General features: G+C 43.9%; 19 protein-coding genes. 6 read left to right on the forward strand and 13 right to left on the reverse strand.

The genetic code is table 11. The features are described 5' to 3' along the window. Window positions 1-14: 14 nt before the first annotated feature. From DVG78_RS00255 to DVG78_RS00315, 12 genes are all read right to left on the reverse strand, one after another. Window positions 15-1,931, reverse strand: coding sequence for an ATP-binding protein (locus DVG78_RS00255; RefSeq protein ID WP_114459081.1), 1,917 nt, complete (start codon window positions 1,929-1,931; stop codon window positions 15-17). Further along, window positions 1,924-3,102: an ATP-binding protein gene (locus tag DVG78_RS00260; RefSeq protein WP_114459082.1), complete on the reverse strand. Its 1,179-nt coding sequence runs from the start codon at window positions 3,100-3,102 to the stop codon at window positions 1,924-1,926. The genes DVG78_RS00255 and DVG78_RS00260 overlap by 8 nt, the downstream gene beginning before the upstream one ends. 138 nt (window positions 3,103-3,240) lie before the next feature. After that, window positions 3,241-3,594, reverse strand: a complete 354-nt coding sequence (locus tag DVG78_RS00265; RefSeq protein ID WP_114459083.1) for a heavy-metal-associated domain-containing protein — start codon at window positions 3,592-3,594, stop codon at window positions 3,241-3,243. A 41-nt stretch (window positions 3,595-3,635) separates the two neighbouring features. After that, window positions 3,636-5,888 carry a TonB-dependent receptor gene (locus DVG78_RS00270; protein ID WP_114459587.1) on the reverse strand — a complete coding sequence of 751 codons (2,253 nt, stop codon included), beginning with the start codon at window positions 5,886-5,888 and terminating at the stop codon, window positions 3,636-3,638. Between the two features lie 288 nt (window positions 5,889-6,176). Then, entirely contained in the window at window positions 6,177-6,623 is a 447-nt protein-coding gene (locus tag DVG78_RS00280; protein WP_114459085.1) for an HYC_CC_PP family protein, read from the reverse strand. Window positions 6,624-6,746: 123 nt separating this feature from the next. Next, window positions 6,747-7,091, reverse strand: a complete 345-nt coding sequence (rplT, locus tag DVG78_RS00285) for a 50S ribosomal protein L20 (protein WP_013930989.1) — start codon at window positions 7,089-7,091, stop codon at window positions 6,747-6,749. A 155-nt stretch (window positions 7,092-7,246) separates the two neighbouring features. After that, a complete protein-coding gene (gene rpmI / locus DVG78_RS00290) occupies window positions 7,247-7,441 on the reverse strand; it encodes a 50S ribosomal protein L35 (protein WP_114459086.1) in 195 nt (64 codons plus the stop codon). A 121-nt stretch (window positions 7,442-7,562) separates the two neighbouring features. Further along, the gene (locus DVG78_RS00295; RefSeq protein ID WP_114459087.1) at window positions 7,563-8,180 is read right to left on the reverse strand and encodes a DUF6702 family protein; all 618 of its coding nucleotides are present in this window, start codon (window positions 8,178-8,180) and stop codon (window positions 7,563-7,565) included. Then, window positions 8,155-9,462: an RIP metalloprotease RseP gene (gene rseP, locus DVG78_RS00300; protein WP_114459088.1), complete on the reverse strand. Its 1,308-nt coding sequence runs from the start codon at window positions 9,460-9,462 to the stop codon at window positions 8,155-8,157. Before rseP ends, DVG78_RS00295 begins: the two co-directional genes overlap by 26 nt. 50 nt (window positions 9,463-9,512) lie before the next feature. After that, window positions 9,513-10,103 carry a Uma2 family endonuclease gene (locus DVG78_RS00305; protein WP_158549936.1) on the reverse strand — a complete coding sequence of 197 codons (591 nt, stop codon included), beginning with the start codon at window positions 10,101-10,103 and terminating at the stop codon, window positions 9,513-9,515. 4 nt (window positions 10,104-10,107) lie between these two features. Beyond that, window positions 10,108-10,683 (reverse strand): Uma2 family endonuclease, encoded by a 576-nt coding sequence (locus DVG78_RS00310; protein WP_114459090.1) that lies wholly within the window; start codon window positions 10,681-10,683, stop codon window positions 10,108-10,110. Between the two features lie 6 nt (window positions 10,684-10,689). Further along, entirely contained in the window at window positions 10,690-11,859 is a 1,170-nt protein-coding gene (locus tag DVG78_RS00315; protein ID WP_114459091.1) for a 1-deoxy-D-xylulose-5-phosphate reductoisomerase, read from the reverse strand. A gap of 275 nt (window positions 11,860-12,134) precedes the next feature. Between DVG78_RS00315 and DVG78_RS00320 the strand changes: the two genes are divergently transcribed. From DVG78_RS00320 to DVG78_RS00330, 3 genes are all read left to right on the forward strand, one after another. Continuing rightward, entirely contained in the window at window positions 12,135-12,917 is a 783-nt protein-coding gene (locus DVG78_RS00320) for a rhamnogalacturonan acetylesterase (RefSeq protein ID WP_114459588.1), read from the forward strand. Window positions 12,918-12,955: 38 nt separating this feature from the next. Further along, complete coding sequence (locus DVG78_RS00325) at window positions 12,956-15,463, forward strand: glycoside hydrolase family 95 protein (RefSeq protein WP_114459092.1); 2,508 nt, start codon at window positions 12,956-12,958, stop codon at window positions 15,461-15,463. A gap of 72 nt (window positions 15,464-15,535) precedes the next feature. After that, complete coding sequence (locus DVG78_RS00330; RefSeq protein WP_114459093.1) at window positions 15,536-15,955, forward strand: DoxX family protein; 420 nt, start codon at window positions 15,536-15,538, stop codon at window positions 15,953-15,955. A gap of 54 nt (window positions 15,956-16,009) precedes the next feature. Here DVG78_RS00330 and folP read toward each other — a convergent pair whose 3' ends face one another. Then, window positions 16,010-16,846 (reverse strand): dihydropteroate synthase, encoded by an 837-nt coding sequence (folP, locus tag DVG78_RS00335; protein WP_114459094.1) that lies wholly within the window; start codon window positions 16,844-16,846, stop codon window positions 16,010-16,012. Between the two features lie 123 nt (window positions 16,847-16,969). Between folP and DVG78_RS00340 the strand changes: the two genes are divergently transcribed. The 3 genes from DVG78_RS00340 to DVG78_RS00350 all read left to right on the forward strand — a co-directional run bounded on the left by DVG78_RS00340 (window position 16,970) and on the right by DVG78_RS00350 (window position 18,984). Then, on the forward strand, window positions 16,970-17,521 hold the full coding sequence (locus DVG78_RS00340; RefSeq protein WP_114459095.1) for a DUF1599 domain-containing protein: 552 nt from the start codon (window positions 16,970-16,972) through the stop codon (window positions 17,519-17,521). Between the two features lie 66 nt (window positions 17,522-17,587). Further along, window positions 17,588-17,779 (forward strand): hypothetical protein, encoded by a 192-nt coding sequence (locus tag DVG78_RS00345; protein ID WP_114459096.1) that lies wholly within the window; start codon window positions 17,588-17,590, stop codon window positions 17,777-17,779. A 116-nt stretch (window positions 17,780-17,895) separates the two neighbouring features. After that, complete coding sequence (locus DVG78_RS00350; RefSeq protein ID WP_114459097.1) at window positions 17,896-18,984, forward strand: BT_3928 family protein; 1,089 nt, start codon at window positions 17,896-17,898, stop codon at window positions 18,982-18,984. Window positions 18,985-19,009 lie beyond the last annotated feature (25 nt).

A 19,009-nucleotide genomic window follows, 5' to 3' on the forward strand; every position in this document is an offset into this window, starting at 1 on the left:
GGTGACGTTTTCGTTTATTTCAAATTGTCCTCAAACCATTTCACCCGTTCTTTCAATTCTTCAATCGTTTCCCTCATTTCCTCACCTGCTTTCAGATACTCATTGGGGTACTCATCTTTGAGATACTCCATCGTGAGGAAATAAATGGGCTTTAAGCGGTCTTTGAGTTGAGGAACCTCTTCAAAAAGTTGATGGACTGTGTGGTACTGTTTTTTAGCAATTAGAAGAGAAAAAAGCTCTTGCCATTGCCAATCATAAACATCTTCTATTTTTAAATTTGTGTTGATTTTATGGATTAATTGGAGAGACAGGGAGATTTTATTTAAAATTAAACAATGGATTATAATCATAAAAAGAGCATTGATGGCATTAGCTAATGTCCCTTTTTCTAATTCTTCTATTTGTTTTATAAATCTTTGCAAATAAGTTGCCGAATATTCAGAAGTTCTATTCTTTGAGGATTGAACTTTAAAGACTGTACCATCAAGTAGTTGATTTACTATTTTTCTTGTGATATTTTTATATTCATTTTTAAGAATTTCTAAAAGTTTTTCGTCATATCCTTTCTTTTTCAAATGATTAATTGCTATCGGTATGAGTTTAAACTTTTCATTTGAGATCTCCTCATTATCCACCATCGAATACGCCAACGCCCTATCAAAAACCGTATTCAATTCATAAGTACCTTTCTCTAAATTATTCTCAAAACGTTCAAAGAGTTGTTTGAGGTCGTTGGTATCGCACCAACCTTCCAAAAACTTTACAAACCAAATCACCCGTTGCTTGTCTTGGCGGGTAGAGTAGCGCATTAAGTACCAAATATTGAAAAATCGTTCCTGTAAGCGGTAGAGGTGGGTACGGCCTGTGGTGCGTGGCTCTATTTCAATGATTTGGTTATCAACCAATTGTTTGAGTTGGGCTGATATTTGATTGGTTTTCAACCCTTGCCTTTCCGAGCGGGCCAATTCGGCAATTTCACTCACGGTTACGGCATCCCACGCCCGGGCCACGGCATCTACGATGAGCTGTTGCTGCGGTTTGAGGTCGTCCATACGGTGTTTGTAGAGGGGTGTTACGCGGTCGAGAATCACCTCCAAGTCTTTGAAACTGTCCTGCTTTTCGTTGTCCATAAAGACATCAAAGAGCATCACCATCGTGCGTATGACGCCGCCCGATAGCTTACGCATCACCTCAATGCGCGGGCGTTGGGTCTTGAGCATTTCCTGAAAAGTCTCGCTTTTGCCCTCATTTTCGGCCAATTTCTCAAAAAGCGTAATGGTTTCGTCGGCGGTCATGCCTTTGAGCCGAATCTGATAAAAAAAATCAAAAAAAGGCTCTTTGTAATCGAAGGTATGTTCGAGCAGCGTAGCCGACGCCCCCACCAATCGCAGGTGTGGCGAATTCATCAGGATATTGCGGAGGCGGTGCGTGGCGGTTTTGCCGATTTTCTCCAAAAACTGCCCAAAATTGTCGTGAAAAACGATGATTTTCTGTTGGTTCTGTTTCAAATAATCCACTAAAATTTCAAAGGCTTTTTGGTCGTAATCGGCTTCAAACTCACGCTTTCGCATTTCATCCAAAAGCGTTTCGTAAGCGGGGTGGTCTTCAGCGAGGATTTTGGCAATGTGTTCAAAAAATGCCGCCAAATCGGGCATCGAATACTGTTCTTCGTTAAAAAGCACAGGAAGGAGCCATTGATTCAACTTTTCATCGTCTAGCACCGCATATTTAAGACGCAGTAAAAGTGTCGTTTTTCCCATGCCTCTTTGCCCTAAAATCATGTAATGCTGCGGCGGGTGCTGCATAGTATCTTCCTGAATATCCGTAAATAGTTGCTCAAAATCCGCCGTTCTAACCACAAACTCTGCTTTGAGTTGTAGTGGCTCTTTTTGGGGAGGATTGAATAGGTATTTTAGCTTTTTATCAGACATTTTTTGACCACCATTTTTTGAGGATTGGAGAATAAAACCGCCATTGTTTCTCAGTCGCTTCCGCGATGTACCCGTCGTATTCGAGTGTTAGTAGAATATTTTTGAACGATTCTTCGAGGCGATGCTTTACGGCCAAATCATACAACTCCAATTCGGCTACAGATTGATATTCAGCGAGTTTTTTGAGTAAATCGTGTACCAATGACAATTCGTTTCGATTAAAAACCTGACTCAAACGCCCTCGGTAGTGTTCGAGGTAAATGCTTCCGTTTAGGACTAGCTCATTGAAAGCGAGGTCAATAAATGTCCTGTTCACTTCGCGAGATTCTATGCGGTATAAATCACGGATTTCTTTGATAGCCAACTGAATATGAAACGGAATTAACCATTCGATTTTCTCTTTCAATAAGTATGTCAAAGCCTCCTCAGAAGCCTCAATTTGATAGTTTTCGAGTAACGTTTTGGCCAACTCTAGCGCATCTTTTAACGAAAGTGGACGTAACTTATAAGTCTGAATATCATTGACATCGGCGGTTGCGTTGAGTTTTTTGACTACTGAAAGCAAGCCAATTGAACCCGTATAAATAAACTTGATTTTCTGATTGTATTTGTCATTCTGGCGGATGGCTCGATTTTGTTTGAGGAAATTCCGAGCGGCTTGTTCGCCTTGCTCGTCACGAATGTGTTCAATCGTAACCGGAAATTCATCAATCATCAGCAGGATTTTGCGATTATCTAAATCCACTTTTTCCAGAAAATCTTTGAATTTTTCGTAGTAATCAAGCTTTTCATCGGCTTTTTCATTGAAATCTATTTTGACTCCGCCTACTTCGACGTTGTCAATACTGCTTAGAAAACCTTTAATTTTCTTGCCTGCTTTTTCGATGGTTTTCAGAAAACGATTTTTATTTTCGATGTCGAAAATAGCTTTAAGGAGTACTTTAAAGAAAGTTTGACTATCGATAACATCTTCTGTATCAACATAAACACAATAATATTCGTGGGTCGGATTGTCTTTGAGGTAATGAATGATAGACGTTTTACCCACCCGCCGAGGAGCAGAAAGTAGTAGATTTTGTCCTTCTTCAAGCGCTTCATAAATTTCATGAACAATGTCGTTTCGAAGGAAAAAATTATCACCTGTGGCGGTCTTGCCAATACTTAGTTTCATAGCTTAAAAATTTTCGTTGAAATTACATTGCAATTTTTTTATTGCAAAATTGAACTGCATTTTTTTTATTGCAGAAAATAATGTAAAATAAAAAAGGAGCTTTTGGGGCTCCTTATAAATAGTTTGAAAATCTAATTTCTAGTGCGAGTGCGCTTCGCTTGTTTTTTGGCAGCACTCTGGCAACTTGTCGTGGGCCGTTTGGCTGCACACCAAATTGTCGGCGTCGTAACCCGTTTCGGTAATCACTTTACGGATTTGGGCTTCGTCGGTTTTTTTGGGGTTGTATTTGACCGTTACCACTTTGTCTTCCAGATTTAGTACTGCTTCTGAGATGCCTTTACTTAGGGTGAGGTTTTTCTCAATGCGCTCTTTGCACATTTCACAAACGGCTGAGGTTTTGATTTTTACCTCTTTTTCTTTACCAGGTTTGTTGGCTACCGCCCCAAAAACGATTGTCAAAACTAACGCGAATACGAATGTTAACTGTTTCATTGCTTGATTGATTTATGTGTAAATTTTAGTTGAAAATGTTCCTAATCTTTGATTTTTACCCGGATACCTGCGTAAATCACGCGGCCAACCACGGGCCCCCAAGTTTGACCCGCATCAAAATACTTATTGAAGGGGTCTTCTGCGTGAATGATTGGGTTGGGCTGTTTAAAGTTTGCTAAATTTTCCCCTCCCAGATATACTTCAAACTTTTTGAACGCTCGTGATGCCTGTGCATTTACATTCATAAACGATTGTGAATACAAAATCGGCATAGGCTTGCGGTCAATGGTGGCCTGCAATGACTGCATCGGATCGGTGATGCGCGCTTGGCCATTCCACTGAACTGTCAAATCCAACTTCCATTTGTCGTACGGAAGATTATATCCAATGTTGAACAATACCCGGTCGCGCGGTACCATCATGCGTTGTTGTAACACAGAATTTCCGAAAGGTTGTCCCATGGTTTGCCATACGTCAAACAAACGGTATGCCAATTTTACCTCTGTACGTTTAGATAGTAGCGTATTCAGCTCAATCTGAAAGCTGTTGGAGAAAGATTTACCTTTTAAATTGTAAAAATACAGGTGCGAAGCCAACGGTGTGGCGTGGTCGGTGTCGACAATGAGTTGATTTTGAAAGTCGGTTCGGTAATAGTCCAGCACCAAATCCCAGTGTTTATCAAACCAATGGAAGGTTTGGGTCAGGCTGAGGCCGTAGTTCCAAGTCACTTCGGGCTGAATTTTTTGTCCCCAAAAACGCACCGTACGTCCACTTACTAAATACCCATAGTATTCGGCAAAAGCATTGGGGGTACGCTGACCACGCCCTCCCGACACCCGCAAGGTGGTGTTTTCCCAAGGCTGCCAGCGCAGGTGCAGGCGTGGTGTGGCAAAAGCACCAAACAGATTGTGATAGTCGGCGCGTAAACCAGCCACGAGCGTAAATTTATCTAAGTGGTTGTATGTATATTCAAAAAATGCTCCCGGAACCGATTCCGTGCGCGTCATGAGGCTGTCTTTGTAGGTTTCGCGGTAATCATCCAGCAGGTAATTGATGCCCGTTTTGAACTGATGATTTGTATTGTTGATGATGGATTGATAAATCAAGTTTCCATAAAGGGTCCGTTGCCGACCGTCATAATTTACAAATCCAAAGTAAGAGTCTGTGTTATGCAATGAGGCATTCAATACCAGTCCTAAGCCTTTGTAGGGTTTGTCTTGGTACAATTTGGCGGTTTTAGAAAAAAGCTCGATTCGATTGGTCTTATTTCCAAAGCCATAAAATTGGGCCGTTCCGCGATGTTTGTCGGGGCGGAACCCTGTCTGCCCGCCCAATCGGTCTTCGTAGAGCGCTTTAATCCCAAACTGAGCCATCATTTTGTCGCTTTTGTACTGCCAGCGGTTGATACCGTTGAATTGGGTATAAAGTGGCAAATCCAGAAAGCCATCGCCGTTGTTGTCGACACGATTTTGTAGCGTGCTGGCGTGGGTAAGAAAGCCCGTAGCCCATTTGTCGGATAACTTTCGATTAAGGTTCAGATTAACTTCGCCGCGCCCCAAATGATTGACGTAGGTGTTGAAATACAGTTTTTCGCGCGCATCGGGTTTTACGAGTTCTACATTGATGGCGCCCGTCATGCTTTCGTAGCCATTAACCACCGACCCCGCTCCTTTGGCCACATCAATGGACTGAATCCAAGTACCTGGAATATAGCTCATTCCAAATGTAGACGCTAACCCACGAATGGTGGGTACGTTTTCGACGTTGGTTTGAACGTATTGGCCGCCCAAGCCTAAAAACTGGATTTGTTTGGCACCCGTTACGGCATCGCTATAGCTTACCGAAACTGAGGCATTGGTTTCAAAACTTTCCGATAAATTACAACAAGCCGCCTTGGCCAAGGCTTTGGTCGTGATGATTTCGGTTTGAATCGGATTCATGCGGTCAATTTGGGAAGAGGTGCCGCGTATTACTACTTCGCCCAGTTGGCCCTCGGGCTTCATCACAATCTCAAAATTGTTTTCGGAAGTGACCTTTATCGTGTCGGTTTTGAATCCGATGTATCTCAATACCAGTCGGTTTGACTTGGCAGAGCGAGCTATGTCAAATCTGCCCAGTGAATCAGTGATGGTGCCTAATGAAGTTTCGGCCCAAAATATATTTACACCTACCAAAGGTGATTTTTTTTCTGCTCCATTGCGCTCAAAAACGGTACCCGTAACGCGTTGGGCACGGAGCGTTATAAACAGTGCAGAGGCAGTCAGAATGAGTATGGATTGAAATAAACTTTTCATTGTTTTTACATTTAAATCAACCGTTACATTGAGAAATTGGCGAATACGAATCAGAAGAGGTGTTTTCATGATTGAGCTGTTTTTGTACACGACAAAGGTACTGCCCGGCTCTTTGAAAAATGATACAGAATTTTTCCGATGTTTTACAAAATTTCAGGGGTTTGTCCCTGCGCCAATGGTTGATTATGTTGAAATTACTTTTTTGATTGAATACGTTTTCCAGAAAAAAATCTGCATAAACAGACCGTAAGAATGATTCTTACAGAAAGATAACAACACAAAAAGTGGCTAAATCAAAAAAGATTGGACGAAAGAAAGCAGTGTACGTCCGTGAAATAGAGAGGAGAAGGAAGATAAAGAATCAGCTGATTCAGGACTTGCAACAAAAAATGCAAGGATTGACTTAAACACGGCCACCAAAGCACCAATGACGGCATCGCTGATAATCTGTAAAAACTTGGCAACCCATTGGGTGACCGACGACGACACATCTACGTTTTCGTAGCTTTGTTGGTCATCGCAGCAATCTTGTTTTTGGAAAGAAGTTTGGTCAGAAACAGGAGCCTTGGTGCTGTCCTGTCCGCAAGCAGCTACGCCTTCTTTGTGTAAAGCGGCCAGTTGGATTGATTTCCCCCGCATGAGGCAGTGATGCTCAACCACACCAAAGCCCATACTCGCTGTGAGTACAACGAAGGCCATGAATAAGGTGAGCGCTTTGCGGAGCAGTTTTTTCATTTGTTTCTAACCGATACTGAAAAGACGTAGTAAAGATAACAAGTCTTATATGTAATACCAAAACGTCGGAAAGAAGAATTTTGTTCAAAAAAAAAGCGGGACGTTTGCCCCGCTTTTTGTGTACTACTTTACTTTTTCGACTACTGCCTTGAATGCCTCTGGGTGATTCATTGCAAGGTCAGCAAGTACTTTACGGTTCAGTTCGATACCAGCGGCGTGAACTTTACCCATCAAAGCAGAATAAGATAATCCTTCTTGACGAGCAGCAGCGTTGATACGCTGAATCCACAACGCGCGGAAATTTCTTTTCTTGTGTTTACGACCAGTGTATGCATAAACAAGCCCTTTTTCAACGGCGTTTTTGGCAACGGTCCAAACGTTTTTACGACGGCCATAGTAACCTTTGGCCAATTTTAAGATTTTTTTGCGGCGAGCCCGCGAAGCGACGTGATTTACCGAACGTGGCATAATTTTTAAACGTTTTTTGACGGTTGGTGGCCTCTGTTGAAGCACTTTTTAGACCAACAATCGGGTGAAACAATGAACCTGTGCTTGCGCACTTTTTTGTTAAAAGTTGGCCGTTAATTGTAAAAAAAGGTACGATTAACGTTCAAACAATTAACTCAAATCTTGAGCATCAATTTGACACGGTCAAGGTTTGTGTCATCAACCAGCGAAAAGCCAACCAAGTTGCGCTTACGTTTTGTTGATTTTTTAGTCAAAATGTGACTGTGGAAAGCGTGCTTACGCTTGATTTTCCCGGTGCCGGTAAGCTTAAAACGCTTCTTAGCACTTGAGTGTGTTTTTACTTTAGGCATGATACTGAATCGTTTAAGATACTAAAAAAGTAAAGTTTTGGGGCGCAAAGGTAGTGATTTGCTGCTATAAATACAACGAAGTATTTGTTTTTAAGTGTCAAGCATTGTAGATGCAGGGCCTTTAAATTCCTAAAGCCAGCGTGGTGTCGTCTTTTTTGAAGATATAAGACTTTTTCTGACCCTGATAATTGAGGTTTACCAAGTTGATTTGGTCGTCAAAAAGGTCGTGCATGATGGTATTCTGAAGCGAAAACCCCGTGACTGCTTCTTGATTGGGGATTTCAATGTATATCCACGTGGCATCGGCTTCTTGTTCTTTCCCAACGTAAGCATAGGCCTTCTTCTGTTTCTGTGAACTAACCAATGCAAAATGCTTGCGGATGTATTTTTCTACCAACGGGTCATTTTTGTCGTTGTTGACCACCACAATCTTTTGTCCGTTGTTGTCTTTCGAGAGAGCTTTTTCTAGGTCATCCGTAAAGACGCGAATGCTTATTTCAAAGGATTTTTCCTTGGCATTGTAGTCCATCCGGGTGATGCTGGTATGGAAATCGTGAAGACGGAAAGAGAGTAAAAGAAAGAGTACTGAAAAGGATACAAATTTAATCGTGCAGAGGCGCAAAGCAGCAAAGTTAAGGTTCCTTATAACTCCTAGTGCTTTGCCCCTTTGCATCTTTGCGTGTTTTTTTAAATGGTGCGATTTTTTCACTTTACTATCTAAACAATTTGAATATATCATTGCCAAAAGCAAATACCATAAGGCCTAGCAATATAACCATACCCACTTTTTGGGCACCTTCCAGAAAACTGTCGGACGGTTTGTGGCCAGTTACCATTTCATAAATCAACAACACGGAGTGGCCACCATCTAAGGCAGGAATCGGCAGAATGTTCATGAAGGCCAAAACCATTGACAAAAGTCCCGTTAAGAACCAAAAACGGCTCCAGTCCCAAATACCGCCAAACATTTGCGCAATACCGATGGGGCCGCTGAGGGCTTTTGAAGGAGAAACTTCGCCGCGAAATATCTTACCGAAGCCGCGAATGTTGTCTGTTACTACACTAAATGCCTTGCCTGTTCCTACCACCACTGATTCGCCAAAAGAATAATCAATGTGGGTGATATTCAAGATTTGTTCGGGATAAAAACCAATCGTGCCTTCTGGAGAAACTTTGACCGATAAGGGCAAGGTTTGGCCCGCCCGCACCACCGAAAGCGTGACAGTTTGACCTTTGGACTTATCCAAGGCGTCCTGAATTTCGTGGTAAAAATTAATCGGTGTTTCGTTGAGCTTTACGATTTTATCCCCAGGCTTCAAACCACCTTTTTCGGCGGGCATCCCCGGAACCAGTTCGCGCACCGTAAAGGGGAAGATAGGATCAATAAACTCTTTCGCATTTTTCTTGTCGCTGACCTTCTCAATGAAATCATTGGGCACGTAAACGTCGACTCGTTCGCCGCCACGTTCAACGGTATAATAACTGTTTGATTCCAGAAATACTTTGCGAACTTCCGAAAAGTCATCAAAGGGTTTGCCATTGATAGCCACAATTTTGTCGCCCGTACGAAGGCCGATTTCCTGGCCTAATTTGTGCGCAACGATTCCGTATTTTACGTCTTTGGTCGCAATATAATCGTGGCCTTCGTAATACGTAATGGCTACAAAAATAATGACACCCGTAATGACATTGACAATAATGCCACCGAGCATTACGATGAGGCGTTGCCAAGCGGGTTTGGCGCGAAACTCCCAAGGCTCGGGTTCGGCTGATAGATTTTTAGTGTCCAACGACTCATCGACCATGCCTGAAATCTTCACAAATCCACCCAATGGTATGGCGCCTACGCCGTATTCTGTTTCACCGCGTTTAATTGACCATATTTTAGGGGGAAATCCAATGAAATATTTTTCGACACGCATTCCAAATATCTTGGCAGTGATGAGGTGTCCCCATTCGTGTAATCCAACTAAAATTGACAGTCCTAAAATCAACTGCCCGACCATTACTAAAATTTCCATTCTGTGCTTTTATGAGTTTGTTTAATTTTTTCTATTGGGTAACGTCGTTTTTATCCTATGTCTTCAAAGACGGTTCTCAAATCAATCGTTAATCCTTCTAACACGTCACCGCCGTTGATAATTCCAAACGCTTGTTTATCAGGATTGGTATTCTGAGGAGTAAAAATCATGTATGCTTGCTCATTTGAATCTATTAACCAACCCAAGCGACAGCCGTTGGCAATCCATTCCCGCATCTTATTTTCGTGTTCGTGCCATGTATCCGATTCTGAAATAACTTCTACGATAAAGTCGGGGCAAATTGGCGCAAATTTTTTGCGTAACTCACGCGGTACCTGTTCCCAGCGTTCGCGACGAATCCACGCTACATCGGGTGATCTAATCGAACTGTCGGGTAAGGTAAAGCCAGTAGAAGAGGGAAATACAATACCATTGTTTTTCTTTCTATTCCAAAGCTTTATTTCAACAAAAATTTCGCCATCGTTATGGCCTCCGATACTTCCAGTGGGTGACATAAAAATAATATGACCGTACTTGTCTCGTTCAAAGTTCATTCCATTAGGGCGATTGGCTTCGCAAAATGCGAAAAACTCATCGTCGTTCATGGTATCCATGGTGGGTATGTTTAAGACTTGAGGCATTATTTTATTGAATCCATTTAAGTTCAAAAACAAAATTGGGTAGCACATTTTCACCGTAGAGAGCCAATTCAAATGTTGCAATGATTTCAACTTCCTTAGTTGGGCGGTAGATGTACGCTTTTTTTTCTAAACGGTCTATAAGCCAACCAAGTTGACATCCATTGGCAAGGTATTCATTCATTTTGTCTTGCAAATAGGTTAAACTATCCGTTTTTGAGCGAACTTCCACCACAAAATCGGGGCAAAGCGGAGCGAATTTTTCTTTTTGTTCGTTCGTAAGTCCATCCCAACGTTCTTTTTGTATCCAAGCCGCATCCGGGGAGCGAACGGCGTCGTTAGGCATTAGAAAGCCCGTAGATGAATCAAAGCAATAGCCAAGATTTGATTGTTTGTTCCAAAAATAAAGTTCACCTAGAATGGTGGAAGTAGTATTGCCAGTGGAAGAGCCTGTTGGTGACATAAAAATAATGTTGCGCTCACTGTCGCGTTCAAAGTCAAGGGTATCGTTCAACTGACAAAAAGTAAAAAACTCCTCGTCAGTCATTAAATCCCCCATTTTTATCAGCACCGGTGTTTGCATAATCTCCTAAATATGAATGTTGCCCCAATTTTCGGCTACTTTTCGGGTTTCGGCGTCGGTTTCGATGTAATCATCGAGCGTTGGCTGTTGGATAAACGTCACGCGTTGCATACAAGTTTCGATAAGGTCCGACATTTCCAGAAACCCAATCTCGTCGCGAAGAAAAGCTGCTACGGCTATTTCATTGGCGGCGTTGACGATGCAGGCCATGTTTCCGCCCCGCTCGATGGCGTCAAAAGCGAATTGCAAATTACGAAAAGTTTTCAAATCGGGTTGTTCAAACGTCAGCGCGGGATAATTGGCGAAGTTGAACCGGGGAAAATCAGCCGGCAGGCGGTGCGGGTAAGTGAGCGCAAATTGAATCGGCAAGCGCATATCAGGCAGGCCCATTTGGGCTTTGATGCTGCCGTCCTCAAACTGCACCATGGAATGAATGATGCTTTGTGGATGCACCACTACCTCAATTTGAGATACATCCAACCCAAACAACCATTTGGCTTCAATCACCTCCAGCCCTTTGTTCATCAGGGAGGCGGAGTCAATGGTGATTTTGGCCCCCATGCTCCAATTGGGATGTTTTAGGGCTTGTGCTTTTGTTACGTGCAATAGCTCATCGCGGGTTTTTCCACGAAACGGTCCACCAGAAGCAGTCAGGAAAATCTTTTCGATGGGATTATGAAATTCACCCACGAGGCATTGAAAAATCGCCGAATGCTCGGAGTCCACGGGATAAATGCTGACGCCTTTCTTTTGGGCGAGGGCGGTCACCAACTCGCCCGCTACGACGAGGGTTTCTTTGTTGGCCAAGGCAATTTGTTTGCCCGCTTCAATGGCTTTGACGGTCGGAATCAGTCCAGAATATCCTACCATTGAGGTCAAAACGGTATCAATACTGTCCATTTGGACCACATCAGCGATGGCTTTTGAACCAGCGTAGACTTTGATGCCGAGCGGGTCGAGGGCATCGAAAACCTTGTCGTATAAGTCTTCGTTGGCAATAACGACCACGTTGGGACGAAACTGTCCCGCTTGCTGAATCAGCAATTCAGCGTTGTTTTGGGCGGTGAGAATCTCAACGCAGAAGGCGTCGGGGTTGGCGGCTATTACGTCTAGGGCTTGGGTTCCGATGGAACCCGTTGAGCCAAGAATGGCTAAATGTTTTTGAGGGAACTTCATGCAGTAAGCAGATAATCGTGAGCAAAATTACACATTCTTCTCGCTTTTAGGTATTTGTGTGTCTGTTAATCGCTAATCGTTATCCGCCATAGGTAGTTATGGTTTGATTATCAGTTGATTAGTGATTTTGATTGCCATGTTTCCCGCCTAATACCTATCATTGCATTTTCTTTTTTGCATAGTAATAAAATCAACTTAGGATGAAAATCACAAAACAATTAATAGTAAAAGAGTTGTTTCTACGCTCTTTTGAATTCTATAAATCGCTAAATACCATGAAAACCATCTACTCTTTGTTGGCCTCTGTTCTCCTTTTCTGGGGAATCATCGCCGCCGTATCTCCCAAACCTACCCTGTACATTATTGGCGATTCGACCGTTAAAAATGGCTCTGGAAAAGGGCAGGATAACATGTGGGGATGGGGAAGTTTTCTCCATGAACATTTTGATACGACCCAGATACACCTCGAAAATCACGCCATCGGAGGGCGCAGTAGTCGTACCTTTATCACCGAAGGGCGTTGGGATAAAATTCTGACCGACCTAAAGCCTGGCGATTTTGTAATTATGCAGTTTGGCCACAATGACAACAGCGCCATCAACGACTCCACCCGCGCCCGTGGAACCATCAAAGGATTGGGAGAAGAAACCGAAGAAATTGATAATCTATTGACCAAAAAGCACGAGATTGTGCATAGCTACGGTTGGTATATGCGCAAGTATGTAGACGAAACCAAAGCCAAAGGAGCGATTCCGATTATCTGTTCGCCCGTACCGCGCAACAGTTGGAGAGAAGGCAAAATAGCCACTTCAGAAGCGGGGCATCGTCAATGGGCCGAAGCCGTTGCCGCCTCCAATGGGGCGTTTTACCTTGATTTATTTGGCCTAATTGTGCCCCAATACGAAGCCGTGGGAGAGGAGAAAGTAAAGAATGAATTCTTTACTCCCAAAGACAATACCCACACCAATGAATCAGGAGCAAAACTAAACGCTTCCTCGGTGGTAAAAGGGGTGAAATCCCTGAAAAAATGTTCTCTGAAACAGTATTTGAAAAAATAATGCTGCTGTTTTTAACTGATTAATTAATCACAATCTGCATGAAAAAAAGCCTTCTTCCGCTTGCCTTCTGTCTATTACCGCTGTGCAGCGCCTTCGCTCAAGCCCCCATTCATTATAAACAACCCGCCCGTAACTGGAACGAGGCCTTGCCCGTAGGAAACGGCCGATTGGGCGTCATGACGTTTGGTAGGGTCAATGAAGAACTGCTGCAACTGAACGAAGAGACGCTCTGGTCGGGCGGCCCCGTGGAGAAAAATCCCAACCCTGATGCCATTAAACATTTGCCAGCGGTGCGGGCTGCGCTGAATCGGGAGGAGTACGAAACGGCCTCCAAAGAATTGCAAAAGATTCAGGGCCTTTATACTGAGGCCTATCAACCCTTGGGCGATTTGCTCATAAAACAGCCTTTTGATGCGCAACCCAGCGCTTATTTTCGCGATTTGGACCTGCAAAACGCCACGGCGCACACGCAGTTTACGATTGAGGGTGTCACTTACAGCCGCGAGTTGTTTGTATCGGCACCCGACCAAGTGATTGTGCTTCGTTTGACGGCTTCGCAAAAAGGAAAATTGAATTTTTCGGCTTCTACCAAAAGCCCGCACCCGTTGCTTAAACAAATAACGGGGAAAAATGAACTCAGTATGCGCGGTAAAGCGCCCGCTCATGCCGACCCCAACTACGTAAATTATAATGCCAAACCCGTGTATTATGAAGACCCGTCGGGATGCAAAGGAATGCGGTTTGATTGGCGCGTCAAGGTGCAAACCACCGACGGAAAAGTAACTGCCGACACATCAGGACTCAGCATCAGCGATGCCACAGAAGCTATTTTGCTCATTACTGCCGCTACCAGTTTCAATGGCTTCGACAAATGCCCCGATAGCCAAGGACGGGATGAGAAAGCGTTGGTGGAATCGTATCTGAAAAAAGCATCAGCCAAATCCATTGATTTGATTCGGAAGGCACACATCGCCGATTATCAGAAGTATTTTAATCGGGTAAAATTGACTCTCGGCCAATCGGGCGAAGCGGCATTTCTGCCGATGGATTCGCGGTTGGTTCGCTACGCGCAAATGGGAAATGACCCGCAATTGGAGGCATTGTATTTTGATTTTGGTCGGTATTTATTGATTTCGAGTTCACGGCCCGGCGGGATTCCCGCCAACTTGCAAGGAATTTGGAATCCCATGACCCGTCCGCCGTGGAGCAGTAATTATACCACCAACATCAACGCACAAATGAACTATTGGCCCGCCGAAGCCGCCAATCTTTCGGAGTTGCATACCACCTTTACCGATTGGATAGCCAGCGCTGCCGCAACGGGACGCGAAACAGCCAAGAATTTTTACGGCATGAGCGGCTGGACTGTTCACCACAATTCCGACATCTGGGGCGCATCCAATCCCGTGGGCGACAAAGGCAAAGGGAGTCCGTCGTGGGCCAACTGGGCCATGGGCGGGGCGTGGTTGAGCCAGCATTTGTGGGAGCATTATGTGTATTCGGGCAACGAAGCCTACTTAAAAAACTACGCCTATCCGCTCATGCGCGATGCCGCACAGTTTTGTTTGGACTGGTTGGTCAAAGATGCCAATGGTAAATGGATTACGTCACCTTCTACCTCACCCGAAAACATTTTTATTACTGACAAAGGCGTAAAACAATCCGTTTCGGTGGCCACGACGATGGACATGGCTTTGTTATATGATGTGTTTACGAACGTAATTCATGCGGCCGAACACCTAAAAGTCGACGCAGAGTTACGCAAGACTTTGGAAGAAAGACTGCAAAACATGTTCCCATTGCAGATTGGTAAAAAAGGAAATTTACAGGAATGGTACAAAGATTGGGAAGATCAGGAACCAGAACACCGTCATGTTTCGCACCTGTTTGCGCTACACCCTGGGCGTTATATTTCTCCCCTGCGGACGCCTAAGTTTACCGATGCCGCCCGCAAAACCCTTGAGTTGCGCGGGGATGGCGGCACGGGTTGGAGCAAATCTTGGAAAATCAACTTTTGGGCACGGCTCCACGACGGCAACCACGCCTACAAACTCTTACGTGAATTGCTCAAAGTGACGGGTGTAGAAGGTACTGACTACGCCAAAGGGGGCGGCACGTACCTCAATTTATTTTGCGCACACCCGCCGTTTCAGATTGACGGGAATTTTGGGGGTACATCAGGCATTGCAGAAATGTTGCTTCAAAGTCAGGATGGGTTAATTAATCTGCTGCCTGCCTTGCCCGACGCATGGGCTACGGGCGAAGTAAAAGGCTTAAAGGCACGCGGTGGTTTTGAGCTCGACATGGTGTGGAAAGACGGAAAAATCACGCGTTTAATCATAAAATCAGCCTTGGGCGGCAATTGTCGATTGAAACTGCCCAACGTGCTGACGAATGCCAAACTTCAGCCAGCCAAAGGCAAAAACCCTAATGCGTTTTATGCCGTGTTTGAAAATAAATACCAAACCACTACCCCAGAGGGAAGTGGATTTGTGTACGATTTGACAACCGAAAAGAATAAGATTTACATCTTGGGCGGAAATTAGAAGTTAGTTTCTCTGTACACTGTAAACCCAGCCTTTACCGTTTCTATTATTCCACTTAAAAATTATCCGGCTATGTTTGATTTCTTTAAACCAAATTCAAAAGTTGCCTACACGGATTGGGGTGTTTTGGTGTTGAGGGTGTGTGTTCCGTTGTTGCTGCTTACGCACGGATATGATAAGTTGTTGAGTTTTTTGAACGGGGCCACTGACTTTCCCGACCCGCTGCACGTAGGTGCGCAGGTTTCGCACGCATTGGCGGTGGTGGGCGAAGTGATTGCACCGATTTTGGTCATGCTTGGACTATGGACGCGGGTGGCCTGTTTGGTGGAAATTATCCATTTTTTAGTGGTGGCCTTTATGATGCACGCTGGGGAGCCGCTGAGTGAGAAAGAACACGCGCTTCTGTTCCTGATTCCTTACACAACGATTTTGTTGATAGGCGCAGGGAAATATTCGCTGGATACCTCTCTGTACCAAAAAAGAAGATTCTGACGTGATTACTTACAGACTTTCCAAGTTTTTTTAACTTGGAAAGTCTCACTATTTTCAATAGTTATGTTGTAGCAAACCCACCAATTTCACCGCTTCAACCGCTTCTTTTACATCGTGTACCCGTAAAATACTCGCGCCGTTGAGCAGCGCCACGGTGTTCAAAACGGTGGTTCCGTTGAGCGATTGGTCGGGCGTAATATTAAGTTTTCGCCAAATCATGGACTTGCGCGAAACCCCCGCCAAAATGGGCACATTGAGGGCTTGGAATGATTTCAGGTCGTTCAATAACACGTAGTTTTGGTCGGCGTTTTTGGCAAATCCAAATCCCATATCGGCCACAATATCTTTGACCCCCAACTGTTGAAGTTGATAAATTTTAGCTTGTAGTTCCCGCAATACATCCGTCACCAAATCCTCGTATTGATTAAGGTCTTTCATGGTTTGGGGCGTGCCGCGACTGTGCATCAGGATGTACGGTACGTTGAGGGCCGCCACCGTTTCAAACATCTGTGGGTCAAGGTTTCCACCCGCAATGTCGTTGATGATATGCGCCCCCGCTTCTACCGCCTGCCGCGCTACCGACGCCCGAAAGGTATCAATGGAGAGGATGGCATTGGGGAAATTTTTGCGAAGCATTTCTACCACGGGCAAAATGCGCTTACGTTCTTCTTTCTCACTGACGGCATCGGCGCCAGGCCGCGTGGAATGTCCACCTAAATCCAGGATGGAAGCCCCTTCCGAGAGCATACGTTCTGCTTTCTTGTAAGCTTCGTCGAGCTGATTAACTCGACTTTCTGAATAAAATGAATCAGGGGTAATATTCATGATTCCCATGACTTGCGGCGTTGACAAGTCCAGTAATTTACCACCAATGTTCAGCGTTTTTTTCATAATTTAGCGGCGAAAAAGTCACGAATTGTCATTTGTAGTCCACGCAAAGTCATCAAATTGATTAAAAACAATGAATGACGGATATACCACACATGACCTTTTTTTGACGTGAATCTAATGACTATGAATGACCAAAGTAAAACCGAGCGCGAATATCGGAGTGTAATGACTCGTTGCAAAGATATTTTCACTAAAAAAAACCAAGACTACGGCCCTTCGTGGCGAATTTTGCGATTGCCGTCCATTACGGACCAAATTTTTATCAAAGCGCAACGCATACGGACGTTGCAGGAAAATGGCTTTTCGAAAGTAGACGAAGGGGAAGTGCCCGAGTTTATCGGCATTATCAATTATTGCGTTATGGCCCTGATTCAGATTCAGTTAGGAGATAACAAAAGGACGGATTTTACGGCGGCCGACCTGACTGAACTGTACGACGCTCAGATGAATGAGGTTTATGAATTGCTGTTTAACAAAAATCATGATTACGGCGAAGCTTGGCGCGATATGCGCGTGAGCAGCATGACGGATATTGTTTTGATGAAGTTATTCAGAATCAAGCAGATAGAAGACAATGAAGGCGTAACCATCATCTCTGAAGGTGTAAAGTCAGGGTATCAGGATATTATCAATTATTCGGTTTTTTGCCTGATAAAACTAGGCTTGGCGGTTTAAGACTAAATAGGATTCTTTTCTGGCCTGATTTTTGAAATTTGTGCAACTCAATAAAAGGAACCTTTTATGAAGCGTAAAATAACCATCTATAAAAATCTGAACGAACCTTATGAGGCGATGCTTCAAAGGGGGCTACATGAAACACCTGATGAGCGCTTTGTGCGGTTCTTTGAAGAAAGAGCCAAATTCAGGGCATTTATGGGGATAAAAAAATCGCTCAAAAGGGGAATTGTTATTCGCAAAGTTTCATGGATTTAGAAAACAATGAATTTTTGTTGTTCACAGCATAGTGATTGCCCAAAGACCTCAAGAGATGTGATTATGATTGATGATTTTTTAAAATTTCAAAAGATAAATAACGAACCCACTGATTAATGAAAATAGTAGCCCACATTGTTCGCTTCCTGGTTGGGGGCATTTTTATTTTTTCGGGATTGGTCAAACTCAATGACCCCGTTGGTACACAAATCAAACTGGAAGAATACTTTGAAGTGTTTGCCGCCGATTTTCCAGCAATGCACGATTTTTGGATGTCGTTGGTGCCTTATGCATTGTATTTTTCGGTGTTGATGTGCGCCGCAGAGGTGATTTTGGGCGTGGCGCTTCTCGTGTCGTGGCGGCTCAAACTGGTGAATTGGATTCTCTTAGCGCTGATTATTTTCTTTACGTTTTTGACGTTCTATTCTGCTTATTACAACAAAGTGACCGATTGCGGCTGTTTCGGCGATTTCCTTAAACTCAAGCCTTGGACTTCTTTTACCAAAGACGTTATCCTGTTGGTGCTGATTTTGTTCCTCATTTGGCAACGAAAAGTCTTCCGAAATCTTTTGACGGGCTCGTTGGTGGGCTTTTCGGCTATTTTTTCACTGGCGTTGGCCATTTATGCCATTCGCTACTTGCCACCTTTTGATTTTTTGCCCTATAAAATCGGTAACAACATTCCGCAATTGATGCAGCCTTCGGAGCCGTTGCGCTACAAATACATCATGGAAAAAGACGGAAAATCGGAAGAGTTTGAGAAGTTTCCGACCGATACCACCTATAAGTACAAGGAAATGGTGCTTATCAACGAAAACGCCAAGCCCAAAATTACAGATTATAAAGTGTGGAATAATGAGGGAGATTTTACACAAGAAACCTTCAAAGGGAAAAAACTCATCATCATCATTAAAAACGGTCCTGACCTCAACGGTGCTAGTTTGGCAAAGATTCGTTCGCTGGTGAATTCATTGAAAGGCAGCGACATTGAATCATTGATTTTAACCTCCAACAGCGACGCCGAAATTCAGGAAATCCGTAAAGCATACGCGCTGGATGTTCCTTATTTCTTTGCCGATGGCACCGTATTAAAAACCATTTCGCGCTCCAATCCGGGCGTGTGGCTTCTCGACAACGGTACCGTTAAAGGAAAATGGCATTATAATAAAACGCCTGATAAAGACGTGGTTGTAAGTAAATTGTAATATTGAAAATGAGGAGCCGACCGTG

This window comes from Runella aurantiaca (genome assembly GCF_003339505.1).
GTDB classification, from domain to species: Bacteria; Bacteroidota; Bacteroidia; order Cytophagales; family Spirosomataceae; genus Runella; species Runella aurantiaca.